Here is a 25,492-nt window from a genome sequence, read left to right as displayed (position 1 = left end):
CATGAAAATACTGGAGGTAAAACACCTTAAGAAGTATTATGCTACACAAAAAGCTGTAGACGATATCAGCTTCACCCTAGCTCCCGGCAGCATTTTTGGCCTCTTAGGCCCCAATGGAGCCGGCAAAACCACCCTAATACGGATGCTCACCGGGATCACCTTTCCCGACGAAGGAGAGATCATCTTAAATGGCCGCCCTTTTAATCCAACCAATGACATGCTCCAGATCGGGTACATGCCCGAAGAAAAAGGGTTGTATAAAAGATGAAAATTGGTGAGCAAGCGCTCTACCTGGCCCGCCTGAAAGGCATGGGTAAGTTGGAAGCTATGGAAAAATAAGAGAGTGGTTTACCCGTTTTGAAATGCAAAGCTGGTGGAATAAAAAGGTGGAAGACCTCAGTAAGGGCATGCAACAAAAACTGCAGTTTGTAACCACGGTACTGCATGAGCCCAAACTGATCATCCTGGATGAGCCACTAAGCGGTCTGGATCCGGTGAATGCCAACCTGATCAAAGACGAAATATTCCGCCTGGCACAAAATGGCGCCAGCATCATCTTCAGTACCCACCGTATGAAAGAGGTGGAAGAGATCTGCGATCATATTGTACTGGTCAATAAAGGCAAGAAGATCCTCGACGGTACAGTAAAGGAGGTAAAGCAACTATACAAGGAAAACTTATTCAGCATCAGTCTCGATACCATCCCCGAGCCTATTATTACCAATGCTTTCGAGGTAGTAAAACAAGAAGCCGATCATTTGCTGGTTAAAGTAAAAGAGGGCCATATCCCTAATGAGGTATTGCAATATTTCCTGGCAGCAGGCGTAAACATAACAGCCTTCTCAGAACAATTGCCATCCTTGAATGACATCTTTATCCGGGTGGTACAGGATACCCCCACTGCCAGACAATTTGAAAAATTAACTGCCTAAAATCATTCTATGAATAAGACCTGGATCGTTGCTCAACGCGAATTCAACAGCAGGGTAAAGAAAAAAACCTTCCTGCTGAGTACCATATTATTACCACTCACCATTTTTGGTTTCTATGCTTTCATGATCTATTTCTCTGTACAAGGGAATGACAACCTGGAAATAGCTGTTGCCGACAGGGCCAATATATTCAAAGGCAAACTGGAAAGCGACAAAGAGGTTAAGTTTGTTTTTGTAGATGATAGCAGCAAAGCCAGCCTGGAAGAGAAAGTAACCAATAAAAAATCAGCGGATACATCCTGGTACCTGCTACCTACAGCCTGCTTTCATCGGATACGTTGAATGTTTTTATGGTAAAACAATTGGCATGATCAGCCAGGAACGCATCGAACGGCGTATCAACAAAATATTGGAGCAAAAGCGATTGCTGGCGCTCAATATCACCCAAACACAGCTGGACAGTGCACGACGCAATTCTTCGGTAGAATTCAAGGCCCTTTCGGGAGAAAAGGAAAAAACAAAGCCGGTCTTAGTTATGCAGTTGGATTTATTGCAGGGTTCCTGATCTATATTATACTGTTTATCTATGGCACCATGGTAATGCGTGGTGTAATGGAAGAAAAGGTAAGCCGTGTAGCCGAAGTGATCGTAAGCAGTGTGAAACCATTCCAACTGATGATGGGCAAGATATTTGGTATTGGTGCGGTAGGGTTGGTACAGTTTATTATCTGGATCGTGCTTAGTATTGGGATTACAGCCCTGCTACCCCTGATGATGCCTGGCGCTGATGCCAGCACCATACAAAACGTGCCCGGCGCTCCCGGTGCAATGGGCCAGGCAGCCCAAAGTGGCGCGGCTGCAACCATCATGGCCAACCTGAGCCAGATCAATTTTGCGCTCCTCCTTCCTTGTTTCCTTTTCTATTTCCTGGGTGGCTACCTGCTTTATTCCTCTCTCTTTGCTGCTGTGGGCAGTGCCGTTAACGAAGACCCGCAAGATGCACAAAGCCTGATGCTACCCATCACTATGCCCATCATTTTTGCTATTGTGATTATGACCAAAGCGGTCAACGATCCCACCAGCAACCTGGCGATATTTGGCAGCCTGTTCCCTCTCACCTCTCCCGTAGTCATGATTGCCCGGATTGCCCATGGCGTTCCGGATGGTGTAACAGTGCTTGAACTGATATTAAGTATGGTGTTCCTCATTGCAGGATTCGTATGTACCACCTGGCTGGCCGGTAAGATCTACCGCACCGGTATCCTGATGTATGGTAAAAACCTACCTGGAAGGAAATGTGGAAATGGGCTTTTAGAAAAGCATAAACCGGTAAATGGTTAATAGCAAGTGGTAAGTAGTGAGTGGCAACTGGTGTGTAATACACCCTGCCTCCTTACTTACCACTTTTTTTTATCCATGCAAGGCAGACCATTCAACCTTAACTCATAATTCAAGGCCCCACTGGCCAACTACACCAACCACTCACTTTTTCGGCTATCTAAAACAAGTCAGGACATGGAATAACGTCTATTTACCTTTATTGCTCAACCCAATTCATTCCTCATGAGAAAATGGCCCTTCCTTTTTGTTATTAACTGCCTTTGGCAGCCCCCTGCTGGCCCAAACCACGGTACAACGCGACCCCGTTATTGAAAAGATGGTAGGGGAAGTAAATGCTGATAGCCTTAAATCTTATATCACGCGTATGGTGGCTTTTGGCACGCGCAATACCCTTAGCAACCAAACCGATCCCAAACGAGGTATCGGCGCCGCCCGCTTATGGGTATTGAATAAGTTCAATGAGTTTGCCCGGCAATCCGGAGGCCGGTTTAGCGCCCTGATCGATACCACTACCCTGCCACCCGATGGCCGCCGGGTAGATGCCCCATTGTTATTGGGCAATGTTGTGGCCACCTTAAAAGGTACGGACCCGCAAGATGACCGGCTCTTTATCATCAGCGGACACCTCGATAATATGCGCACCAATGTGATGGATCGCACCGGCGATGCGCCAGGCGCCAATGACGATGCCAGTGGCGTAGCCGCCGTTATTGAATGCGCCCGCATTATGAGCCAGCGCAGCTTTCCCGCTACCATTATCTTTATTGCAGTGAGTGGCGAAGAGCAGGGCCTGCTGGGGCCAAATTCATGGCTGATAAGAAAAAGAAAGACAGCTCCTATATTGAAGCGGTACTCAACAATGATATTATGGGCAGCAATAACAGCAGTGAGACCAATATCATCAACAATACCAAAATACGGGTATTCAGTGAGGGGTTGCCCGCCTATGAATTGGATAAAACAGCCAACAATATCCGCAACCTTGGATTGGAAAATGATGGAAAGGCCCGTCAATTGGCCCGCTATGTAAAAGAAACGGGTGAGCGGTATGTAGACAATCTTGAATTAGTACTCATTTACCGCAATGACCGTTTCCTGCGGGGCGGCGATCATACCCCCTACGTACAAAATGGCTATGCAGCCGTGCGCATTACCGAAATGAATGAGAATTTCTTTCACCAACACCAGGATGTACGGGTGGAAAATGGCATTCAATACGGAGACCTGATTGAATTCATCGATTTTGAATACCTCCGCAAAAACACGGCGATGAACCTTAGTAACCTGGCCAACCTGGCCAAATCGGCCGGTATGCCCCAGGAGGTAAAAATAGAAGTGCGCCGGCTTACGAACTATACGCTGCTCAATTGGAAAACGCCCAAATACGGAAAACCCAGGGGGTACTATATATTAATGCGGGAAACCAACTGGCCCTTTTGGCAAAAGAAGATCTATACTACCCAAACGAATATCCAGCTCCCTTACTCTAAAGACAATTACTTCTTTGCCGTTCAATCCGTTAGTGAAGATGGCAACGAAAGCCTGCCGGTAGTACCGGGGTTGAGAGATAGTCCGGAAGTCAGTAAAGTCGGAAAGTCCGTAAGCACCTTTGATTTAGTTGAAGTTACTTACGGACTTTTTATTTTCCTGTCTTTCAGACTTCCGGTCTTCCGGCTTCCGTCTTCCGGACTTCCGGACTTCCGGACTTTCCTTATTTGTTAAAAATTTCTTGCTGCCCGTCGTCCCATGCAACAATTTACGAAACTCGTCGTATATTTATACGAAGCATCTCGTATTTCATAACCCGCCAAAATATTGTATACCATGCGACGCTTTAGAAAACATTTGCATTGGGCAATTCCAACACTGGGATTAATGGCTGTTATTGCCCTGGTAGCCTGGAAAGGCAATCCCCAACAGCCTATAGCCGGTCAGCAACCCACCGCCGACACCATCCCTGCACAAAGAAAAAAAGCCATCCGTGAAACCGATGAAAAGGACCTTGACAAAGAGATCCGTAAGTTGGACGAAGCCAAAGAAAAATGAAGGATGTGAACTGGGATCAGATCAAGGAGAGCATGGAACAGGTGCGTAAAAACATCAACACCGAACAAATTCAGCAGCAGATAGAGCAGGCCATGAAGCAGGTTGATATGGAAAAGATTAGCCGGGAAGTGCAGGAATCATTGAAGAAAATTGATTTTGAAAAGATCCAGCAGGAAATCAATGAATCAACCAAACAGGCTTATGCCAGTATAGATAAAGAAGGCCTTAAAAACAAATGGAAGAAGTGAGGAAGGAGGTAGAAAAGGAAGTAAACAGCATAGACTGGAAAAAGAAATAGAAGAGACCCAAAAGCTCAACAAGAAGGAGCTACAAAAGAATTGGAAGCCTCCAATAAGGCCATCAAGAAAGCCATGAAAGAATTGGACGAGGAAAAACTGGACTTAAGGAAAACGATGGACGAGGCACTGGAAGGAATAGATAAAGCAAAAGTGGAGTTCAAAGGCTACCAGGAAATGATCTATAGCATGGAAAAAGAAGGATTATTAAGCACCAAGGGTGACTATACGATCAAGTACAAAGAAGGCAACCTGACGATAAATGGTGAAAAGCAACCGCAGGATGTTGTAGACAAATACAAGAAGTATTTCAGCCATGAAAAAGTAACCATCCGGAAAGAAGATGGTGATATGGACATTGATTTCGATTAAGCGCATACAATCGCGCGTGAAGGTAACGGGGCTGCTAAGGCCCCGTTTTTTATTTGTATAGGCTTGGGGCAAAAAAGCGGCCCCGCTAATGGCGGGGCCGCTTGAATATATTTATTTAAGGTTGGATCTATTCACTGTCCATCATACGCAGGGGATGGAAAACATCGCTTTCATCATCCGCTCCCTCATTGCTGATATCAAAATTCAACTTCAGGGGAACGCCTTCTTTCAGCGTAACACCCTCTTTTCTATAGGTTTTATACCCTTTCTTCTCCAGGATGATGATTAGTTCGCCTGCTGGCATTTGGGGCACTTTAAAATTACCAGTAGCATCGGTAACAAATTCCTTCTTATCCTGACCTTTGCCGGATATAGAAACAGTTACGCCCTGTACTGGTTTTTGCTGCCCGATTCAGAGACCATGCCGGAGATGGCAGGTTCAGGTTTTCCACGGTCGTCATTGCCGTTATTAGCTTTGGTTAACAAGGCAAGAGGAAGTATTGCTATAAGCAACAGAAGTTTTTCTTTCCTCTCATAAATTAGCATTTAAAAGGTTGGCAAAGTTTGGTTGTGCCACTCATCACAGGATTCAGGTGCCCATCCTTTATAAAGACACGTAGCCCATAAAGAATGTTGCATATTTCTCTAGAAAGTTACTCATTCTTTGCCAGACCTATTTGCCGGTCATGTAAAATAATACAGTAAACTTATCAAGATTCGCCCAGGTCAATTTCCGTATTGTCGCCAATATTCAGGCTGCGGCTTTCCCCTTTCACTTCTGTATCACTGCCAATGAGGGAAGTAGTCAATACAATATCATACAGATCAGCAAAAGACCCTATGATAGAATCCTTGATAATGGAGTAATTGATGGTCGTTTTTTCACCAATGGTTACATTGGGGCCAATGATGGAATTTTTGATATTACACCCTTTAGCTATACTTACTGGTGGGATGATGATGGTATTATCGAGGCTGTGCTCGGGGGCAATGATACCACCAAACTTTTTAAGCAGGGTAGCGTTCGATTCCAGCAGGGTTTCTTTCCGGCCACAGTCGAACCAGTTTTGCACCTTGAAAGCCTGGAATTTGGCACCTTGGGTGATCATACATTCCAGGGCGTCGGTAATACTGAACTCGCCCCGGCTCATCACCTGGTTGCGGATATTATTTTCGAGGCAATTAAACAGCAGGTTGGTTTCTTTGATGCGGTAGATGCCAACCAGGGCCATATTGATTTGGGTATCTGTGGCTTTTCCACAACCCGGCTGATAAAGCCATCCTCGCCCATTTCGGCTACACCAAAGTTTCGCGGGTCATCCACCCGCTTTACGCCCAGGGCGGATCCCGGCATGTCCAGCACCTGCTGTACATCGTATTCGGCAATGGTATCGCCCAATACTACAAATATCTCATCATCGGCTACAATGTTGCGTGTAAGCGTAATGGCATGGCCAATACCATGGCGTTCGCTTTGGTACACAAAATGGGCTTGTAATCCGGGATATTTTTCCTTTACGTAATCCTGTATCTTCTCACCCAGGTAGCCTACAATGAAAATGAATTCATTGATACCGGCTTCTGTCAACTGATCAACAATTATACTCAGAATTGTTTTTCCTGCAAGAGGAATCAGTGCCTTGGGTTGTGTGTATGTATGGGGACGTAACTTAGTGCCTGCACCAGCTACGGGGATGATCGCTTTCATTTAAAAACAAGTAGTTTGTTTTTACCAAGCCGTGAAAATAGGGAAAATTCTTCGTACACCTATTTTTGTATAAATGCCGCCTAACAATTGGCAATTTATTTTCCCTTTCTGGCAATTTTTATCTATCAATCTCTTTACCTCATTTATGGCAATTGAATTACTTTTGCGCCATGCAAAAGATACCTTAGTTTTTGACCTCATCAACCAGGAACTTGACCGTCAACGCAATGGCATAGAACTCATCGCCTCCGAAAACTTTACTTCCTTACAAGTAATGCAGGCCATGGGTACCGTACCCACCAATAAATATGCTGAGGGATACCCCGGCAAGCGTTATTATGGTGGCTGCGAGATCGTTGACCAAATAGAGCAGCTGGCGATTGACCGGCTGAAAAAGATATTTAATGCAAGCTGGGCCAATGTGCAGCCTCATAGCGGCGCACAAGCCAATACGGCGGTATTTGTAGCCTGCCTGAAGCCCGGTGATAAGATCCTGGGCCTCGACCTGAGCATGGGCGGCCACCTGACCCACGGAAGCCCTGCCAACTTCAGCGGCAAAAATTACGTAGCCCTGCATTATGGGGTGAAAAAGACACCGGCCTGGTAGATTATGACCAGCTGGAATCTATTGCCCGTAAAGAAAAGCCCAAAATGATCATTTGTGGTGCTTCGGCCTATAGCCGCGACTGGGATTATGCCCGCATCCGCGCTGTAGCCGATGAGATCGGCGCCCTGGTGCTGGCTGATATTGCCCATCCTGCCGGCCTGATAGCCAAGGGTTTACTCAACGATCCGTTTGATCATTGCCATATCGTAACTTCTACTACCCATAAAACTTTGCGCGGTCCCCGTGGCGGTATCATCATGGTACGTCATGATTTTGATAACCCCTTCGGTATCAAGGATCCCAAGGGCAATACCCGTTCCATTACTTCTCTGCTCGACCTGGCGGTATTCCCCGGCATCCAGGGCGGACCGCTGGAACACGTGATCGCAGCCAAAGCGGTTTCCTTTGGAGAGATCCTCACTGATGAGTTCCTGACCTATGGCAAACAGATACTGACCAATGCGCAGGCAATGGCCAAATCATTGGTGAACCGTGGTTATGACCTGATTAGCCAGGGCACCGATAACCACCTGATGCTGATTGATCTGCGTAATAAAAACCTTACTGGTAAAAAAGCACAGGAAACCCTGGATAAAGCGCATATTACGCTCAATAAGAATGCAGTTCCTTTCGACGACAAGAGCCCCTTTGTAACCAGCGGTATCCGTGTAGGCGTACCAGCCATCACAACCCGTGGTATGAAGGAATCGGATATGGAAACTGTGGTGGGATTGATTGATAAGGTATTGACAAATGCCGATGATGAAAACGTCATCAAGTCCGTAAAAGGCGATGTTCAGGCATTTATGAAGCAATTTCCGCTCTATCCCGAATTAGGATAAACTTACAAAAAACTACAAAGGTGAGCCCCAGCCTGGCTGCACGACAGCCCCACAGGGCGCCCCACCTTTGACATATTACTACCAATGGCAGGTTGCTTTCCTAAGCGGCCCGCCATTGCTCTTTTAGGGAAACCACCTATTTTGTAATATTCATTTTGATTACCCGACTAATGAATAAAATCTTACAACTATGTTCTCGTTTGGATTGATCGGTTTATTATGTCTCGTATTATGGATATGGGCACTGGTAGATATTATCAATAGCCGTTTCCGTGAGGATAGCACCAAATTAGTCTGGGCACTTATCGTTATTTTCATTCCCTTCATTGGAACCATCTTGTATTATATCATTGGCAGGGAGCAAAAAATATCTTAAGGCATTTCAGGCTGTTCCAGGTTTCGTATGGGTTTTCATGTTGTTCCAACTTCACATATCTACCACCTTCAGAAAGCCCTGCTTATAACTTCTACCCAGGGGTAATTCGTGTCCCTCAATATTGATCAGGTCATTATTATAGCCCGATATTCGATCGATGGCGATGATATAGGACTTATGGATGCGCAGGAATTTATTCTCGGGCAGTTTTTCTTCCATGTAACTCAACCGCTGATAGGTGATCACGGGCTTATCATTAGTTACGATCTTCACATAATCCTTGATGCTTTCAATGTATATGATATCCTTCAGGAATACTTTCTTCACCTGCTTATTCTCTTTAAAATACATATAGGCTTTATCAAAAGCATCAGGCTGTTGTTGTCCAGGCATTTCAGTTTGCCTGAATAAAATATATTGATTGTACTTGGCAATGGCTTTCAGGAATCGTTCAAAAGAAACAGGCTTTACAATATAATCCAATACGTCCAGGTCAAACCCATCGGCTGCAAACTCGCGGTAAGCGGTAATAACAATCATCTTGGGGCGGTCGTGTAGTGAGCGGATCAGGTCAAGTCCGGTCATTTTAGGCATTTGAATATCCAGGAACAGGAGGTCTACTTTTGTTTTTTGTAAAACCCAAATGCCTCAATGGCATTGCTGCACCGGCCCACTACTTCAAGGTCGCCTACCCTTTCAATATAGGTGGTCATCAGGTCTATAGCCGGTGGTTCATCATCTACCAACAGGCACTTTATCTTCATGAGCAATCGTTTTTATTTTAAGCACCGCTAAAAAGGTTTGGTCTTCTTCTATACATTTAAACTCATGTTTGCCAGGATATAATATCTCCAATCTTCTTTTAACGTTTTCCAAACCAATACCATTTCGGGTTCCATTGTACTTCCCGTTCGATGACTTGCTGTTCTCGGCCTTGATGATGAGCCAGCCATCATTGGCCAAAATATCCAATCGTATCCAACAGGTATCAATTTCATTGCTTACCCCATGTTTAAAACAGTTCTCCACCAGGGGTAACAGCAGAAAAGGAGAAATACCTAAATGCCGGGTATCATTCAGCACATTCACTGCAATATCCAACCGCTCGCCATACCGTATCTTCTCCAATTCAATATAATTATTAATGTATTCAAGCTCCTGTTCCAGGGGATAATGGTTTTACGGCTATCATACAACGTATAGCTCAACAGAGAGGAAAGTCGGTAGATCAGATCGGATGTTTTGGGGCTGTTCTGAGTAGAAAGGGAATAGATATTATTCAGTGTATTGAATATAAAATGTGGCTGTACTTGCGATTTAAGCAGTTCCAGTTGCGCCTCTACCTTATCCTGTTTATACTCCTGCGCCAGTTGCTGCTCCTTATACCATTTCTGGATGAAGTAAAACATGCTATAGAGGGCAACAATGAGGTAAGTACCTACAATTTCAAACAATATTTTGACGGGCAGCAGAAAAGGCTGCATTTTCATCCAATTGGGCGTATAGGTAGCGTAAAGAATGTAATAATTAATATATCTCCTCGTAAGTCCAAATACCAGCATACTGACAATGAGCCATAGCCAGAATGCTGCTTTCCTGCCCTTGAGGTATAGTTTTTCGATCAACACAAATAGGGTGAACAGGGTGGCGCACAATACCAGTGGGGTTAATAAAGCTGCCGAAACCAGGTTTCTTTCATACATACTATCATAAGCAGCATTGGCCAGCCATTCGTACAAGAAGAAGCAGGTCCAGAAAATGATATTCGTCTTGAGCATTTTATTCTTAAACATCCTGGGGCTTTACTTGCTTAAAGTTACCAAATTGTCAAGCCCTTGTTCCACTTTATTCGACAAACGGCGTACATCGAAAAATAAGACAGGAAGCCGCTTATTATCTGGTAATCCTGTAATACATCTAAAACCTGCAGAAGACGGCAAAAAGATGTTGTTATTTTATCTAGTCAAATTTTTAACATCGGTTACAGTGCAACATAAGTATGAGATGCGCGTCATACTAACAATTATCAAAGTATAGCCATGAAACACAACACCCTCACCGGCACGCTGCTGCCGGTCATTCTTATCTTGCTACAGGCTTGCGCCGCTAGCAAGGTAAACAGCAGCCACCAGCTTGTTAGTTCGGCGACAGGCTCGTCGGACATTGTTACTACGCCTGCGGGCGATGCCATTTACCGCAATGATATACATATCAGAGCAGTAAGGCATTTCAAACAGACTTTTCCCGAAGCACAGGATGAACGATGGTATATCATTCAAAATGGATTTATGGCGAAGTACAAAGTAGGCGATACGCAGGTGCGCCTTGACTATGATCGCCGGGGCAATTGGTTGTATACCATCCGCTACCTAACGGAGAAAAAGCTTCCCCGCGAAGTAAGGGCACTCGTTAAAAGTACCTGGTACGACCATACGATATGCAGTGCCGAGGAGATCCAAACGAGTAACCAGTTCATTTATATCCTGCACCTTAACCAGGGCGACGACTGGAAACTAATCCGTGTAGCCGACGGCGAAATGAGCGAGATCATTCCTCCGGGCAAGGGAGAATAATACCGGTTTTTTGTTTGTATTATAAAATGGCGAAAAAAAAAGTGGCAGGAGTAGTTACCTGCCACTTGTCATTTTTGGATACCCCTCCGCGAAAGAGGGGGCCGCTATTAAAGTGTTTACTAATAAGAGGTTATTTATACCAAACGGATTACTTATTTTTGAGATAATAATATTTTCCCAAATGATCCAACGTATACAATCTATTTGGTTATTACTGGCGGCAGCGGCCACTTTTTTTTACCCTGAAAATTTCTTTTTACAGCGGTAATATTATTAAGGAAGGACAGCCCAGCCAGCGTGCCGAGTTGGTCGGTACCGACAATATACTGTTGACCATTTCAATTGTAGCAACAGGGCTCCTGGCTCTGGTGGCCATTTTCCTTTTCAAAGACAGGAAACTTCAAATGCGGCTTGGACTGTTGGCCCTCCTGCTTTCCTGTATAAACCTCGTACTTTTTATATACAGGTAAAGAAGTTTGTTCCCGGAGAAGGAAACTATAGCCTGACTGCTGTGGTAGCCATTGTGGTACCCATCTTGCTGATCCTGGCTATCCGTGGTATTTACCGTGACCAGAAACTGGTTAAAAGCCTTGATCGCCTCAGGTAATCACTTCCCCAGCTCTATCTCGTAAGCCGTAAAGGTCCTTTTGTCTTTAATGGTGGTAATGACTTTCAGCCGTAATTCGCGGGAGCCATTGCTATAGAGTGTATGTTTGGCTTCATCAAAGGCAAACTCGTTCGTTTTGTGGTAATTATTGGCTAATAAATAGGAAGAAATATCGCGGTATTCATTCTTATCATACGTGCGGTAAGAGATCATGCGACCCTGGATATTACCAACTGTGGCATCCATTAAACTAAGGGAGCGCACCGTTGTAGGGGCATCATCCAGGCGGCTAACGTTGGAATATTGGAAGAGGGAACTGGCAGAGTCGACCTCTTTCTGCATAAGGAGGTAGCCCTTTTCTTCAAGGTAGTATCAATTTGCCAGGTGCTCCAGTCGAGCATCTCAATTAAGTCCGCTACCCCCACCTGCGGGCCTTTTACCTTGGGCACAGTGGTAGAGGCGCCAGCCTTTTTCTGGCCAAAAGGCACCCTAATCTGGGCATCCAGGCTACCCACAGCTCCCAGTACAATTACCAATAAAAGTAAGTAACGCATAAGCGATCAACTTTGCTGCAAAGAACGGTGATGAAATGTTAAAGCAGTATGAAAGTGCGGAAGGCAAGACCGGCTGTCGGGAAGTCCGAATGCCAAATACAAGTCCGTAAGACCGAAAGCCTGGAAGTCGGTAAGGGAAACTGCTTTTTAGGGGTTGTTCTTTCGGACTTCCGTACTTTCCCGACTCTACAAAAACCTTCCCGTATAGCTCACTTTCACCTTTTTCAGGCCAGCGGGCACACCGGTATACACCAAATTACCGCCCCCATCTCCCGCCTCGGGGCCCAGGTCGATGATCCAATCGGCACTTTTGATCACATCTATATTGTGTTCAATAACGATGATGGAATGTCCCTGGTCTATCAGTGCATTGAAAGAAGTCAATAACTTTTTGATATCATGGAAATGCAACCCGGTGGTAGGCTCATCAAAAATGAACAAGATATGTCCTTGTGCTCTCCCCTTACCCAGGAAGGAGGCCAACTTTACCCGTTGCGCTTCACCACCCGATAAAGTATCGGACGACTGGCCCAGTTTTACATAACCCAGGCCCACATCGCTCAGCGGCTTTATTTTCTGTATGATATCTTTTTCAGCTTTAAAAAACTCCAGCGATTCATCCACACTCATCTCCAGCACATCATAGATGTTCTTGCCATTGTATTGCACTTCCAGCACCTCTTCCTTGAACTTCTTTCCGCCACATACTTCACATGTAAGGTGTACATCGGCCAGGAATTGCATCTCTACTACTTGCTCTCCTTCTCCTTTACAGGTATCGCAACGGCCGCCATCCACATTGAACGAAAAATGCTTGGGCTGAAAGCCGCGCATCTTACTCAAAGGCTGTTTGGCATAAAGGTCCCTGATCTCGTCATACGCTTTGATATAAGTAACCGGGTTACTGCGCGATGATTTGCCGATGGGATTCTGGTCTATCATTTCTATCTGCGACAGATAATCTACATCACCCGTGATCGCTTTGTGCAACCCTACTTTATCAGCAAATTCACCTTTGATCTTTTGTAAACCGGGATACAGTATTTGTTTTACCAACGTGGTTTTACCACTGCCGCTTACACCACTTACCACACAAAGGGTATTCAGCGGAAACTCGACTGTTAGGTCCTGCAGGTTATTCTGCCGCGCCCCATCTACCTTAAGAGAGCGGTTCCAGGTACGTAGCTTTTTAGGTACTTCAATTTGTAGATCACCTTTCAGGTATTGGCCTGTAAGGCTTTTAGGATTGCTGATCAGCGCATCATAATTACCGGCGGCCACTACTTCGCCACCCAGGTGCGAAGCCAGCGGGCCCATATCAATAATATGATCTGCCTCCCGCATCATCATTTCATCATGCTCTACCACTACCACTGTATTACCCAGGTCACGCAGCTCTTTCAATACGCGGATCAGTCGCTCCGTATCCCTCGAATGCAACCCAATAGATGGTTCATCCAGGATGTACAAAGAATCGGTGAGGTTACTTCCCAGTGAACGGGTAAGCTGGATGCGCTGACTTTCGCCACCACTTAATGAATTGGCCAGGCGATTCATCGTTAAATACCCAAGCCCTACATCCATTAATGTCTTTAACCGGTGGTTGATCTCAATCAGCACCCGTTTAGCTACCTGCTGGTCATACTCACTAAGCTTCAACTGGTCGAACCACTGTATCAAGTCCTTTACGGGCATTTCACACAGCTCTCAATATGCTTGCCGCCTACCTGCACATACAGGGCTTCTTTGCGCAGGCGATATCCTTTACAATCAGGACATTCCGTGCGGCCCCGGTAACGCGACAGGAGTACGCGGTATTGTACCTTATATAAGTTCTGCTCTACCTCTTTGAAAAAATCATTGATACCCTGTACACCGCCGCTACCTTCCCACAACATTTTGTATTGTGCCTTGGTGAGGTCTATGATCGGTTTATGGATAGGGAAATCAATCTTTTTGCGCCCTTAATGAATTGCTCTTTCCACCAGCCCAGTTTCTCCCCTTTCCAGGGAGCCACTCCTCCTTCATATACACTCAGGCGTTTGTCGGGAATAACCAGGTCGCTATCAATGCCCAATACCTGGCTAAAACCTTCGCAGGTAGGGCAGGCGCCAAATGGATTATTAAAGGAGAACAGATTGGGAACTGGTTCTTCAAACTGGATACCATCCAGTTCAAACTTATTGGAAAAGGAAAGCTTTTTAGTGCCATTCACTTCCAACTGAAGAGCGCCTTCGCCTTCATAAAACGCTGTACCCACCGAATCCGCTATCCGATGCTGATCGTCCTCATCAAAATCCTTTACCACCAACCGGTCTATTAATACATAAGTGTCCTTGGCAGCTTTCCATTTGGGGTCTTCCAGTAGGTCCTCAATCCGCAACACCGTACCATCATAGAGACGCGAGAATCCTTTCTGCATGAGGATGTTCAATTCTTCCTGGGCATTGCGGTGGGTATGCTGCCTGAAAGGTATCAGGATCAATACCTTGTCGCCTATGGTAAGTTTCGACATGGCTTCTACCACGTCTTTTACATCATCTTTCTTGACTTCCCGGCCCGACACGGGTGAGATGGTTTTACCTGCCCGGGCATACAGTAACCGCAGGTAATCATACACCTCTGTCATACTGCCTACCGTAGAACGGGGGTGCGGGTTATTACCTTTTGCTCAATAGCGATGGCAGGACAGAGGCCTTTAATAAAGTCCACATCCGGCTTCACCATGCGGGCCATAAACTGGCGGGCATAAGCACTAAGGCTTTCGGCATACCGGCGCTGCCCTTCGGCAAACAGGGTATCGATGGTCAGGGAAGATTTTCCCGATCCCGAAACGCCGGTTACTACCACCAGTTTATTACGTGGAATTTCAACAGAAACATTCTTCAGGTTATGCACCCGGGCACCTTTGATAAAAATGTTATCAAAGGCTTTCAATGGCCGGATGGATTTTACGGTGTCGTTTTTTTGCTGTATCAGGCATAAGAAAGATCACAAAATTATTGCAATGTGGGGAACTATTTCAGATAACTTATTACAGTTATATCAGAATACTGTAATATATATTTTCTCTAATAAAATCACTTGAGAAATGTCAATAAGTATAACCATTTACCAATGAGTCCATAAAAAGTTTAAAAATTCTCTTAAAGTTTTGTTTTTTGAAAAAGGCTTTATCTTTAGTTGGTTATTTGTACAATAAATTGGAAAACTAAAATTTTACTGCCTATTGACGTTGTCACTTCTACACAGAAAAGCCGTTCAAAAATAAAATCCATTCAATTTAAATATCCTATCACCTTCAAAACCGTAGAAGTTTATGAATTTACTACGCAAAAGACCGACCATGAACTCATCCAGGATTTCCAGGATGGAGACCTGTATGCACTAGAGACCCTCGTCCTTCGTCATAAGGACAAAATGTACACTTCAATTTTATTCCTGGTAAAAGACAAATATCTGGCCGAAGATATTTTCCAGGATGTTCTCATCAAGATTATCGACACAATTCGTGGAGGCCGTTACACAGAGGAAGGTAAATTTTTACCCTGGGCAATGCGTATTGCTCACAACCTGTGCGTAGATCATTTCCGTAAGGTGAAGCGTACCCCATCCATTCGTACGAGTGATGACCGCGACATTTTTGAAGTGATCAACTTCACTGAAGAAGGTGCTGATATGAAAATGATGAAGAAACAAAGTCATGACCGCGTTCGCCAAATGCTCGATCTTTTACCCGAAGATCAACGCGAAGTCATTATTCTCCGTCATTACGCAGATCTGAGCTTTAAGGAAATCGCTTCCCTCACCAATTGCAGCATCAATACTGCACTGGGAAGAATGCGCTATGGGCTCATTAATCTGCGCAAAATGATGATGCAGAAGAAAATCGCCTTATAATATTAATCCTCGTCTCTTGGCAAAAGTTTAACGGTGACCGTAAAAATGGGAACGGATAACTAATTAGCTTTGTACCCAACCAAAATAGAGACTGGAAAGATATTGTCATTCTGGCCCTCCCTCCGACCTTTGTATGATGACATTGCTTGCTAGCCGGAAGGCTGGAACAGAATGACGCCTAATTGAAATCCCCGCTGGTAGAAGAGCGGGGATTTTATTTTTACCCCCCTCAAAACAAGTCAAATTTGTCTCATTTTTTTCAATCCGGAACCCTGTATTCTTCGTACTTTAGTGCATGGAAAACGAAGTAAAAGAACCCGCTGTGGACTACAGCAAAAGAAAATATACCATCGGGGAGTATCTGGAATCAGAAGCCCGCTCTGATATTAAACGAGAGTACTATCAGGGTGAGCTATTTGCTATGGCAGGGGCTGCTGTTCAACATAATATGATCGCCTCCAACCTGTTGATCGCACTAGGAATACGACTTAAAGGCAAATCCTGCCGCCCTTTAACAGCGACCAACGTATCCATATACCACAAAATACCCTGTTTACTTACCCGGATATTTCCATCGTTTGTGGAGAGATCATAACCCTGAACGACGACAAATACAATGTACTTAATCCTTCCATCATTATAGAGATACTTTCTCCCACTACCAAAAGTTATGACAGAGGAAACAAATTCAATCTTTACCGGGATATACCATCACTAAAAGAATACATCCTGATAGATTCAGAGTCAGTAAAAATAGAGTCCTGGTACATTAATCAAACCAGCCATTGGGAACTCCAGGAGTATCAACAACCAGTCGAACACCTGCCCATAAAAACAATAGAACTATCCATACCCCTCGTGGATATTTATGAAAGTACCGGCCTTCTCTAAAATAGCAAAGGGCTCCGAAGAGCCCTTTATTCATTGATACTATCACAATAACTTTCTAACCTTTTCAACCAGGATACACAGCTACAATACCTTACCCGGTACAACAACTATGCTTAATCCAATGGCTTTTACCGTTGCACTACCACAGGCCGCTGTACCTTCCGAAACGCTTCCAGTCCGGCCTTTAGCCACTCAGCATATTCCTCTTCATCGGGCGTATATCCCACCGGCCTGGTCAACAACTTTTCATCGGGCGAAATAGCCACATACAACGGCTGGGAAACACTGGTAAAGTTGACACTCTGTAAAGTGGCAAAATAATCGCCCACCGTTTTGATCTCCTTCTTCGAGCTATCGGGGAAGGTGTGAACAAACCGATCATCAGCCGGCAACTTGGCCCGGTCATCTACATATAATGACACCAGTACATAATCCTTTTCAATCAGCTCCTTGATCTCGGGTACTGGCCATACATTCTCTTCCATCTTACGGCAGTTCACACAAGCCCATCCCGTAAAGTCAAGCAGCAAAGGTTTGTTTTGCGCTTTGGCCAGTTGTAATCCCTTCTGGTAATCATTAACCACCTGGGCTTCTACTCCTTTAAAAGCATGCTTGCCATAAATACTATAGGTAAGCGGTGGTGGAAAGCCACTGATCAAAGCGCGGTTGGCATATTTGGTGGTGGTCAATCCCGGTATCAGGTAAAGTGTGAATACAGCTACAATGCCTCCCAGTGCCAGGCGGACCTTAGTGAGTTTCGGCTTCCCTTCGTGTTTGAATTTCAGGATGCCAAACAGGTATAAGGAGAGTAGGATGCCAATGATGATCCAAATGGCAAGGAAGGTTTCTCTTTTAAGGATACCCCAATGCTCAACCAGGTCCGCGTTGGAAAGGAATTTCACGGCCAATGCCAGCTCCAAAAAGCCCAATACGATCTTCACCGAAGTGAGCCAGCCCCCGAGCGGGGCAATGATTTTAATAAACTGGGGAATAATGCAAATACCGTAAAGGGTAAAGCCAACGCCAATCCAAAACCTGCCATCCCCATGGTAAGCTGCATAGCACCGCCATCCGTAGACAAGGAACCCGCCAGCAAGGAACCTAATATCGGCCCCGTACAGGAGAAGGATACCAGCGCCAGCGTAAGTGCCATAAAGAAAATACCCACCAGGCCTCCTGTGCCTGCCTTTGAATCTGTTTTATTGGCCAATCCACCGGGTACCCCAATTTCAAACAACCCAAAGAAAGACAAAGCAAACACCACAAATACCACAAAGAAGAATAAGTTTAACCAGATATTGGTAGAGATCGTATTCAATATTTCCGGGTTATTGGAATCCAGGAAGTGAAAGGGAATACTCAGGATCACATAGATCAGTAGGATGAAAACCCCATACATCACCGCATTGAAAATGCCTTTTGAACGGGTAGGCGATTGTTTGGTAAAGAAGGATACCGTGAGTGGTATCATCGGAAACACACACGGCGTCAACAAACCGATCAAGCCACCCAGGAACCCCAGGATAAAAATGCCCATCAGGCTTTTGGAACGATCATCTTCAATACCGGTTCCTCCTACCGGGCTTACCGGATTGTTTAGATCAATCGCGGTTCGTTTTAATTTTTGGAAGCTTCGGCAGAGGCCAAAATGCCTCCTGTTTGTACAGCGATATTACCCGTTGCATCAACCACAAACAAGAAGGGAGCATCTATCGGGCTGGGAATCTCCTCTCCTTTCATGATCGTATACGTAACCGCTCCGCGTATCTTTTCAAACCCTTCCTTCATAGTAATATTCACCACAATTTCAGCCTCCTGCTCCAGGAATTTGATCTCCATATTGTCCAGCAAGGGTTCTTTCAGCTGCTGTAGTTTTCCATTCTCTGTCACAGATTGAACGGTAACATTGGCAGTAGTAGCACTATCAAAAACGATCCTCGTATTCAGTTCATCATCCTTGGCCGTAGTGGAAAAAAGCCGCCAGCCGGGTGTAACCAATCCTTTAAACGACAACACATATTCATGAGCTCCTTTTTAGAAGCATTGAATTGCCATTGTACATGAGCAACTGATGTGGAATCCTGGGCAAACAATCCATTTAAAGAAAGGAGGATAAATAGCAGGGGCAGGTAAAATGTCTTTATCATGTGTTTCACTGTGGGAGAAAAAAAACAAACGAGTTCCTATAGCAGGAACCCGTTTGTCTTGATCAATTATATTAGATTATCATATACTAATTATCCGCCGATGTTAACAGAGAAATCAACTTCTACAGGGGGCAAACATTTCTCATCATTACATACCATAAACTCCACTTTGCCAACCAGGTTGGTTTTTGCACTTCCTTTCACTTTCACCTTTTGTACAAAACTCACATTCTTTTCATAGTAATTCACTACGCCATCCCACACATCTTCTTTCTTCTTAATGAGCTTACCTACTTCTTTGGGAGTGCCGTCTACAACAAGAAGCGGGTTCTTGTTAAATTTTATGGCGGTTGGTACAGGGCCATCTACACCTACATTCTGCGAATACATATGCCAATCGCCATTGATATTGGCGGTGATATAAACTTCGTAGGTCTTATCTGCGATTTTCTTAGCACTGAAATTCCAACTAACAGGCTTCTCCTGTGCCCAGGCACCCGCAAAACCAATAATAGCCAAAGTGAGTAATAAGTATTTCTTCATGATGAGCATTTCTTAATAAAACACAAAATACGGAAGAAACGACTAAACTGATCTGCTAATTATTATTTAAAAATTAACTGGAGCAGCGGCTGTTTTGGCCGCATTGGCTTTGGAATGTATTAATAATGAGTTTATTATAATACGTCCATCAAGATTGCCGAGCGCTTCGCTCGTTGCCCTTTCGGGGTGAGGCATCATACCAATTACATTACCGTTGGCATTACGAATACCAGCAATATTACGTATAGCTCCATTGGGATTGGAAGCAGACGTAAAAGCACCTGTTTCATCGCAATATTTATAGATCACCTGGTAATTGGCTTCCAGTTGATCCAGTACATGGGCTTCGGCATAATAGCGGCCTTCGCCATGCGCGATGGGTATTTTCAACGCTTTATCAGGCGATCCTACGCCTTTGATGAAGATGTTTTTGCTTATAAACTGTTGATTGGCATTCCTTAATAATACACCGGGCAGTAAATGCGCTTCGCACAATACCTGGAAGCCATTGCACACTCCCAACACCTTACCGCCTCTATTGGCAAAATCAATAACACTCTGCATCATGGGGCTAAAGCGTGCAATAGCGCCGCAACGCAAATAATCCCCATAAGAGAAACCGCCAGGCAGTACGATACAATCATCTGTAGAGAACATGCTAAGGTCTTTCTCTTTGTGCCAAAGCATGATAACTTCCTGATTCAGATCATTTTGCAGTGCATCCTGCATATCACGATCACAATTGGAGCCGGGGAAAACTACTACACCAAACTTCATTATAGGTATAAATTTGAGGAAGGACAAAGATACAAAAGAATAGGGAACTGATTGACGATTCACGCCCCTACTGCGTCCAATACCCAATATACATCGCCCATCCAAAGATGATCCAATGCATTACCAGGGGGAAGATCTTTCCGGAAGGATAAAAATAAGCAGCAGCATGAAAGGCCGTGAGCGGCACTGCACACAATAACCAGTTTACATAGTTATTACCGCCATTAGCAACAATGATCAGCATCGAAACGATTAGGAATACCAACAACAGGCTCCAGCTTTTACGCACCTGGATCAACATTTTGGTAAGGTTATTCTGAACGAAGAAACCACCGATGATAAAAGGCAGGATCAACAATACGATACTCACCGTAACCGTGATAGAAGAAGGCATGGCCGGCAGGTTAAAAGAGATATTCGGCTGTAGCTTTTTCCAGTCCCACTTATTGGTGAGGTACAGCAGAATAGCCAGGAAATAGTAGGGGGTAGTAAGCCCCAGCAACCCTATCAGCCATTCCCTCACCCGCAAGGGACGCATGATAAATAAAGACATCAGCAGGAATAAGGAAAACACGATGGCCGGTTGATACATCAACGTCACAATGCCCATAATAAGACCCACATTAAAAATGGCCGCCCCCGGCTTGCTGGCATTGTATAGGATGCTTACCCGGTAAAATACCCAGATCAACAGAGAATTGATGAGCAAAGGAGCCGAAAAATGGTTCCATTCAATAAACAGCGAAGTGATTAGCATATAGGCCATTCCAGCCAGGTAGTTGGGCTTGGCCATCATTTTTGCTCACTGCATATCCGGTTGAACATTATGGCCTGGCTATACAGCAGGAAAAAAAGCGATCAGGGAGTAAATAATGGGTGGCAAATGCAAAGGCGCCAGGAAATCAAGTAACCATATATACAGGAAATGATCATCTGGCTGCCGCAGCGGTGGCATGGGATGCAATAACATCCCGAATTTGAGTATAAGTCCGTAAATCAGCAACACCAATATGTTGCCGGTATTCTTCTGTTTAAAAAGGCCTGTCACTGGATATGGATATAGAAGGGTTTAGAAATCAACTTTGGCAAACGTAAGATAATTACGGTATTGACATGGTATTATAATAGAACGTGCACTGATCTGTTTGCCATAACGGGGCATAAATTCAATGGCCCTGTCGAGCCCCTTCAGCGTAGGCCGCCGGGTGATCTGTCCGTCGGGCGCTATGCTCTGATCGTTTAACAACAGCGTGCGACGTTCATACAGGTTAAACAAGAAATGCAGCTCCCCGCCCGTATTCATTACCTGGTGCGACACCAGGCCTTCACTCTCGTCGTCAAACTGGCTCTTGGGTATCACATTGTTCCACTCCATATTTCCATCCTTATCAAAGGAAAGGATCATAATATTTTCTGCATGATAGCGTGTAGCCTGCGAATTACCCCACCGGTTCCAGGGCGATCCCCAGGAATTATAATACGGCGAATAGTAATAATAATCCATCGGCGAAGACCAGGGGTTATTCCAGGAATAGTAGTCCCAACGGTTAAACGCCCCTCCGCGGGAAGTGGTGTACATCGACTCCGCCACCATGATATACCCTCCATCCTTCTTAACGATCATATTCTTGATGAAATAATCATTAAAAGCCAGTCGCAGGTTGGCGTCAGGTCCTTTGGCCAGCCTGCGCAGGTCATCTGAAAAAGATAGCATCGACTCCCTTAACAGGGCATCCGTTTGCTTATCCCAGATCACCGTATACAAACCTTCTACATTACCCCGTTTCTGTTTATAATACAATGCCGTAAATAAATAACGCCGGTTTGTATTATCTATTTTGATCTTCACCTCATCCAACACTTTTTCCCCTGTTTTAAGGTCCGTAATGCTGAATTTTTCCTCATCGGCTTTTTCCGGATCAGCCGCACATCAGAAATATTATCGCTCCCATTCTTGCGGATAAACTTGCCAAATACCATATCCCCGTCATTATCTACCAGGAAGTCCGTAAAGTAGTCATTGCGCTCTTCCATCGCCAGCTGCATCCGGTGCTTTTGCAACATTTTCAGGTCACTATTGAACAACATGGTGGTAAACAGGAAGTTATTGGGGTTACGGCTATTGATCTTGAATACCATGATCTTTTGCTTGTCATCACTAAAAACCGTGGTATAGATCTTATTACTGGCCGACCAGCCAATGCGGGTAGTATCCAATTCAATGGGATCAGTAAGCCTTTTGGCTTCTGAATTCAACTTTACCCCCATACAATAAACAATACCCCGGCGCTGTAACTGGTAGATCATCCACACATGATCGGGATAAGGCACAAAATCAACATTGATCCAGCGATCGTCCATATAATCCAACTTTACCCGCTCTACCAGCTTCATATCGTTATCATATACACTGATAGCATTATCCGACCGGTTATTCTTAAATACCAGCATATTAGCGCCTACCTTACCTATAATTTCAAAATTGGTACGGCGGCTATCGTCCCGCTCCGACTCCGAATACGAAATTTTCTGTGCTGAAGATACCAGCGGAAGCCATGCTACGATCAGGACAACGGCCAGCAACCTGCCTATAAGTGGATATTTCATCATGGTGCTGCAATGCATTAATACATTCTTACATGCCAAATTAAGCATTGTAATACGCTCACCCAAACTTTCCATACAATTTTAAATATTTGGTTATCGTGGCAACTGTTAGTGAATGAAAGCCTTTGGAAATCCCTAAAAATCCGGCCCTCCCTTACTAAGACGAGTCCCCGGCCCAAAAAAGCTGTCAGCAATTCCCCGTCCGGGAAATTGATCTTAAACAAATGATGAGCAAGTTAAGTTTATTGCACAAAGCCCTACAATAAAACATTACCTCAATTCATTTTTTTACGTATACCTTTGTTCTGCCGGGTTCCTGTAACCCGGCATTGTAATTGATGATATTGTTAAACCCTTTGAAACGGGATAAGCTACTCAGACGTGGGCAAATTAGATAAAGTTACCGCCGCAACCTTACTCATTGCGTTAGGAATCATCTACGGAGATATCGGCACCTCTCCTCTCTATGTATTGAATGCGATTACCGGAGACAGGATGATCAACGATAAGCTGATACTGGGTTCATTATCCTGTATCATCTGGACTTTGACCCTCCAAACCACCATTAAGTATGTAATCCTGACATTAAAGGCCGATAACCGGGGAAGGAGGCATTTTTTCCTTATACGCCCTCGTACGGCGGCAAAAAAATGGCTCGTTATCCCCGCCATGATAGGAGGCGCTGCCCTCCTGGCCGATGGCATGATCACCCCTCCTATCTCCGTTACCTCCTCTATTGAAGGTTTACGCAATATCGATGCACTGGGAGTAATACCCGATTCCACCATCGTTTATATCGTACTGGGCATCATTACCGCCCTGTTTTTCCTACAACAATTTGGCACCGCCTCCATCGGCAAAATGTTTGGCCCCATCATGTTCTGCTGGTTCCTCATGCTGGCCGTACTCGGCGCTGCCCACCTGTTTGATGATTTACATATTTTCCGGGCATTCAGCCCCCATTATGCCATAGAACTTCTCACCACCTACGAAGACGGTAGAGGCTTCTGGATATTGGGTGCCGTTTTCCTTTGTACTACCGGGGCCGAAGCCTTGTATTCCGACCTGGGCCACTGCGGCAGGGCCAATATCCGGTATTCCTGGATCTTTGTGAAAACCTGCCTGATCGTTAACTACCTCGGACAAGGCGCCTACCTCTTATCCACCTATGGAGGCCAAAAGATCACCCGCGACATGATCAGCCAGGGATTTAATCCCTTTTACGCCATCATGCCCCATTGGTTCCTCATTCCCGGTATCATCATAGCCACCGCTGCAGCTATTATTGCCAGCCAGGCCCTCATCAGCGGTTCCTTTACCCTTATCAGCGAAGCCATGCGCCTTAACCTTTGGCCCAAAATGCGCATCAACTATCCAACAGAGGAAAAGGCCAATTGTATGTGCCAGGTATTAATACCATTTTATTCCTGGGCTGTTGTGGTATCGTACTCTATTTCAAGAAATCATCTGCCATGGAAGCCGCCTATGGATTGGCCATTACCATGTGTATGATCGCTACTACCATCCTATTTGCTAATTTCCTGGTATCTAAACGCGCCAAACCCATTCTAATCTATCTATTCCTGATCGTATACCTCAGTATCGAACTATCTTTCCTTTTTGCTAACCTCGATAAATTTCCCCACGGAGGTTTTGTAACCCTCATCGTGGGCGGCGGGTTATTTGCCGTTATGTATATCTGGTACCGCAGTCGTAAGATCAAAAACCGCTATGTGGAATTCGTACGGCTCGAACATTATATCCCACAGATCCAGGAATTGAGCAACGATAAAACCGTACCCAAATACGCTACCCACCTGGTATACCTTACCAGCGCCAATAACCCCAAGGAAATTGAGCATAAGATCATCTATTCCATCCTGAATAAAAACCCAAACGTGCCGATATCTACTGGTTTGTACACGTAGATACACTGGATGACCCCTATACTTGTGAATACAAGGTAGACCATATCATCCCCAACGATATCATCCGCGTGGAATTCAGGCTCGGTTTCCGGATGGAACCCCGCATCAACCTCATGTTCCGCAAAGTAGTGGCCGACCTCGTTGCCAATAAAGAAGTAAACATTACCAGCCGCTATGAAAGCCTGGAAAGAAACAATGTAGTAGGCGACTTCCAGTTTGTCGTCATGGAAAAATTCCTTAGTCAGGATAATGAGCTACCCATTTTTGAGCGGTTCATCATGAAACTACATTTCTGGATCAAAGAATGGAGCCTTTCTGAAGAACGTGGCTTTGGGCTGGACGTGTCCAATGTAACCGTCGAAAAATTCCCACTGATCGTGGCGCCTATTGAGAACCCCGGCCTCAGAAGGATACACGACCCCGAAGAACAGTAATAACAGGATGA

Annotated in this window: 31 protein-coding genes and 4 pseudogenes; 18 read left to right on the top strand and 17 right to left on the bottom strand. The window is 44.9% G+C overall.

Features of this window, described 5'->3' with window-relative positions; translation table 11 throughout:
• Window position 1 precedes the first annotated feature (1 nt).
• The 9 genes and pseudogenes from RS881_RS09920 to RS881_RS09875 all read left to right on the top strand — a co-directional run bounded on the left by RS881_RS09920 (window position 2) and on the right by RS881_RS09875 (window position 4,987).
• Complete coding sequence (locus RS881_RS09920; protein ID WP_315820933.1) at window positions 2–268, top strand: ATP-binding cassette domain-containing protein; 267 nt, start codon at window positions 2–4, stop codon at window positions 266–268.
• Between the two features lie 94 nt (window positions 269–362).
• Window positions 363–932, top strand: a complete 570-nt coding sequence (locus RS881_RS09915; RefSeq protein WP_315820932.1) for an ABC transporter ATP-binding protein — start codon at window positions 363–365, stop codon at window positions 930–932.
• A gap of 9 nt (window positions 933–941) precedes the next feature.
• Window positions 942–1,274, top strand: a complete 333-nt coding sequence (locus RS881_RS09910; protein WP_315820931.1) for an ABC transporter permease family protein — start codon at window positions 942–944, stop codon at window positions 1,272–1,274.
• Window positions 1,275–1,299: 25 nt separating this feature from the next.
• The gene (locus tag RS881_RS09905) at window positions 1,300–1,497 is read left to right on the top strand and encodes a hypothetical protein (protein WP_315820930.1); all 198 of its coding nucleotides are present in this window, start codon (window positions 1,300–1,302) and stop codon (window positions 1,495–1,497) included.
• Complete coding sequence (locus RS881_RS09900) at window positions 1,419–2,273, top strand: ABC transporter permease (protein WP_315824419.1); 855 nt, start codon at window positions 1,419–1,421, stop codon at window positions 2,271–2,273. Before RS881_RS09905 ends, RS881_RS09900 begins: the two co-directional genes overlap by 79 nt.
• Before the next feature lie 316 nt (window positions 2,274–2,589).
• Window positions 2,590–3,995: pseudogene (locus RS881_RS09890) on the top strand (M28 family peptidase).
• Between the two features lie 153 nt (window positions 3,996–4,148).
• Complete coding sequence (locus RS881_RS09885; RefSeq protein ID WP_315820928.1) at window positions 4,149–4,319, top strand: hypothetical protein; 171 nt, start codon at window positions 4,149–4,151, stop codon at window positions 4,317–4,319.
• Between the two features lie 5 nt (window positions 4,320–4,324).
• Entirely contained in the window at window positions 4,325–4,567 is a 243-nt protein-coding gene (locus tag RS881_RS09880) for a hypothetical protein (RefSeq protein ID WP_315820927.1), read from the top strand.
• A 90-nt stretch (window positions 4,568–4,657) separates the two neighbouring features.
• A complete protein-coding gene (locus RS881_RS09875) occupies window positions 4,658–4,987 on the top strand; it encodes a hypothetical protein (protein ID WP_315820926.1) in 330 nt (109 codons plus the stop codon).
• A 127-nt stretch (window positions 4,988–5,114) separates the two neighbouring features.
• Here the strand turns inward: RS881_RS09875 and RS881_RS09870 are convergent, their stop codons facing one another.
• The 3 genes from RS881_RS09870 to RS881_RS09860 form a co-directional block, all read right to left on the bottom strand.
• Entirely contained in the window at window positions 5,115–5,399 is a 285-nt protein-coding gene (locus tag RS881_RS09870; RefSeq protein ID WP_315824418.1) for a carboxypeptidase-like regulatory domain-containing protein, read from the bottom strand.
• A 298-nt stretch (window positions 5,400–5,697) separates the two neighbouring features.
• Window positions 5,698–6,219, bottom strand: coding sequence for a GlgC family sugar phosphate nucleotidyltransferase (locus tag RS881_RS09865; RefSeq protein ID WP_315820925.1), 522 nt, complete (start codon window positions 6,217–6,219; stop codon window positions 5,698–5,700).
• Window positions 6,138–6,695, bottom strand: coding sequence for a sugar phosphate nucleotidyltransferase (locus RS881_RS09860; protein ID WP_315820924.1), 558 nt, complete (start codon window positions 6,693–6,695; stop codon window positions 6,138–6,140). The genes RS881_RS09865 and RS881_RS09860 overlap by 82 nt, the downstream gene beginning before the upstream one ends.
• A gap of 73 nt (window positions 6,696–6,768) precedes the next feature.
• Between RS881_RS09860 and glyA the strand changes: the two are divergent.
• Window positions 6,769–8,144: pseudogene (gene glyA / locus RS881_RS09850) on the top strand (serine hydroxymethyltransferase).
• Between the two features lie 190 nt (window positions 8,145–8,334).
• Window positions 8,335–8,520 carry a PLD nuclease N-terminal domain-containing protein gene (locus tag RS881_RS09845; RefSeq protein WP_315820922.1) on the top strand — a complete coding sequence of 62 codons (186 nt, stop codon included), beginning with the start codon at window positions 8,335–8,337 and terminating at the stop codon, window positions 8,518–8,520.
• Between the two features lie 51 nt (window positions 8,521–8,571).
• Here RS881_RS09845 and RS881_RS09840 read toward each other — a convergent pair whose 3' ends face one another.
• Genes RS881_RS09840 through RS881_RS09825 form a run of 4 tightly spaced genes read right to left on the bottom strand, consistent with a single transcriptional unit; the run spans window position 8,572 to window position 10,313 of the window.
• Window positions 8,572–9,105, bottom strand: a complete 534-nt coding sequence (locus RS881_RS09840; RefSeq protein WP_315820921.1) for a LytR/AlgR family response regulator transcription factor — start codon at window positions 9,103–9,105, stop codon at window positions 8,572–8,574.
• A gap of 32 nt (window positions 9,106–9,137) precedes the next feature.
• Window positions 9,138–9,284, bottom strand: a complete 147-nt coding sequence (locus RS881_RS09835; protein WP_315820920.1) for a hypothetical protein — start codon at window positions 9,282–9,284, stop codon at window positions 9,138–9,140.
• Complete coding sequence (locus tag RS881_RS09830) at window positions 9,256–9,648, bottom strand: LytS family sensor histidine kinase (RefSeq protein ID WP_315820919.1); 393 nt, start codon at window positions 9,646–9,648, stop codon at window positions 9,256–9,258. Before RS881_RS09830 ends, RS881_RS09835 begins: the two co-directional genes overlap by 29 nt.
• Complete coding sequence (locus RS881_RS09825; RefSeq protein ID WP_315820918.1) at window positions 9,606–10,313, bottom strand: histidine kinase; 708 nt, start codon at window positions 10,311–10,313, stop codon at window positions 9,606–9,608. The genes RS881_RS09830 and RS881_RS09825 overlap by 43 nt, the downstream gene beginning before the upstream one ends.
• Before the next feature lie 246 nt (window positions 10,314–10,559).
• Between RS881_RS09825 and RS881_RS09820 the strand changes: the two genes are divergently transcribed.
• From RS881_RS09820 to RS881_RS62240, 3 genes are all read left to right on the top strand, one after another.
• Window positions 10,560–11,093, top strand: coding sequence for a hypothetical protein (locus RS881_RS09820; protein WP_315820917.1), 534 nt, complete (start codon window positions 10,560–10,562; stop codon window positions 11,091–11,093).
• 305 nt (window positions 11,094–11,398) lie between these two features.
• Complete coding sequence (locus RS881_RS62245; protein WP_484557619.1) at window positions 11,399–11,563, top strand: DUF4293 family protein; 165 nt, start codon at window positions 11,399–11,401, stop codon at window positions 11,561–11,563.
• Between the two features lie 41 nt (window positions 11,564–11,604).
• Window positions 11,605–11,700: a DUF4293 family protein gene (locus RS881_RS62240; RefSeq protein WP_484557618.1), complete on the top strand. Its 96-nt coding sequence runs from the start codon at window positions 11,605–11,607 to the stop codon at window positions 11,698–11,700.
• Here RS881_RS62240 and RS881_RS09815 read toward each other — a convergent pair whose 3' ends face one another.
• Both RS881_RS09815 and uvrA read right to left on the bottom strand, forming a co-directional pair.
• Window positions 11,701–12,042 carry a hypothetical protein gene (locus RS881_RS09815; protein WP_315820916.1) on the bottom strand — a complete coding sequence of 114 codons (342 nt, stop codon included), beginning with the start codon at window positions 12,040–12,042 and terminating at the stop codon, window positions 11,701–11,703.
• A 398-nt stretch (window positions 12,043–12,440) separates the two neighbouring features.
• A pseudogene (gene uvrA / locus RS881_RS61575) lies at window positions 12,441–15,200 on the bottom strand (excinuclease ABC subunit UvrA).
• A gap of 348 nt (window positions 15,201–15,548) precedes the next feature.
• Here uvrA and RS881_RS09790 point away from each other — a divergent pair.
• Both RS881_RS09790 and RS881_RS59225 read left to right on the top strand, forming a co-directional pair.
• Entirely contained in the window at window positions 15,549–16,154 is a 606-nt protein-coding gene (locus RS881_RS09790) for an RNA polymerase sigma factor (RefSeq protein ID WP_484557631.1), read from the top strand.
• A 498-nt stretch (window positions 16,155–16,652) separates the two neighbouring features.
• Window positions 16,653–17,045, top strand: a complete 393-nt coding sequence (locus tag RS881_RS59225; RefSeq protein WP_350340201.1) for a Uma2 family endonuclease — start codon at window positions 16,653–16,655, stop codon at window positions 17,043–17,045.
• Between the two features lie 128 nt (window positions 17,046–17,173).
• Here the strand turns inward: RS881_RS59225 and RS881_RS09785 are convergent, their stop codons facing one another.
• The 8 genes from RS881_RS09785 to RS881_RS09750 all read right to left on the bottom strand — a co-directional run bounded on the left by RS881_RS09785 (window position 17,174) and on the right by RS881_RS09750 (window position 23,194).
• Entirely contained in the window at window positions 17,174–17,986 is an 813-nt protein-coding gene (locus RS881_RS09785; RefSeq protein WP_315820910.1) for a thioredoxin family protein, read from the bottom strand.
• A complete protein-coding gene (locus RS881_RS09780; RefSeq protein ID WP_315820909.1) occupies window positions 17,983–18,582 on the bottom strand; it encodes a cytochrome c biogenesis protein CcdA in 600 nt (199 codons plus the stop codon). The genes RS881_RS09785 and RS881_RS09780 overlap by 4 nt, the downstream gene beginning before the upstream one ends.
• 80 nt (window positions 18,583–18,662) lie before the next feature.
• On the bottom strand, window positions 18,663–19,061 hold the full coding sequence (locus RS881_RS09775; protein ID WP_315820908.1) for a hypothetical protein: 399 nt from the start codon (window positions 19,059–19,061) through the stop codon (window positions 18,663–18,665).
• Between the two features lie 221 nt (window positions 19,062–19,282).
• Window positions 19,283–19,735 (bottom strand): protein-disulfide reductase DsbD domain-containing protein, encoded by a 453-nt coding sequence (locus RS881_RS09770; protein ID WP_315820907.1) that lies wholly within the window; start codon window positions 19,733–19,735, stop codon window positions 19,283–19,285.
• A gap of 66 nt (window positions 19,736–19,801) precedes the next feature.
• Window positions 19,802–20,512 (bottom strand): phosphoribosylformylglycinamidine synthase subunit PurQ, encoded by a 711-nt coding sequence (gene purQ, locus RS881_RS09765; RefSeq protein ID WP_315820906.1) that lies wholly within the window; start codon window positions 20,510–20,512, stop codon window positions 19,802–19,804.
• A gap of 67 nt (window positions 20,513–20,579) precedes the next feature.
• Window positions 20,580–21,308: a DUF6427 family protein gene (locus RS881_RS09760; protein WP_315820905.1), complete on the bottom strand. Its 729-nt coding sequence runs from the start codon at window positions 21,306–21,308 to the stop codon at window positions 20,580–20,582.
• Between the two features lie 273 nt (window positions 21,309–21,581).
• Complete coding sequence (locus RS881_RS09755) at window positions 21,582–22,373, bottom strand: hypothetical protein (RefSeq protein WP_315820904.1); 792 nt, start codon at window positions 22,371–22,373, stop codon at window positions 21,582–21,584.
• Window positions 22,358–23,194: a hypothetical protein gene (locus tag RS881_RS09750; protein WP_315820903.1), complete on the bottom strand. Its 837-nt coding sequence runs from the start codon at window positions 23,192–23,194 to the stop codon at window positions 22,358–22,360. Before RS881_RS09750 ends, RS881_RS09755 begins: the two co-directional genes overlap by 16 nt.
• A gap of 306 nt (window positions 23,195–23,500) precedes the next feature.
• On the opposite strand from RS881_RS09750, the pseudogene RS881_RS09745 reads away from it, so the two are divergent.
• Both RS881_RS09745 and RS881_RS09735 read left to right on the top strand, forming a co-directional pair.
• Window positions 23,501–25,047 (top strand): annotated as a pseudogene (locus RS881_RS09745) (KUP/HAK/KT family potassium transporter).
• Complete coding sequence (locus tag RS881_RS09735; RefSeq protein ID WP_425476377.1) at window positions 25,026–25,481, top strand: KUP/HAK/KT family potassium transporter; 456 nt, start codon at window positions 25,026–25,028, stop codon at window positions 25,479–25,481. The pseudogene RS881_RS09745 and the gene RS881_RS09735 overlap by 22 nt, the downstream one beginning before the upstream one ends.
• Window positions 25,482–25,492: the final 11 nt, after the last annotated feature.

The organism is Paraflavitalea speifideaquila (assembly GCF_032395985.1).
GTDB classification, from domain to species: domain Bacteria; phylum Bacteroidota; class Bacteroidia; order Chitinophagales; family Chitinophagaceae; genus Paraflavitalea; species Paraflavitalea speifideaquila.
This window is presented reverse-complemented; position numbering and strand designations above follow the sequence as displayed.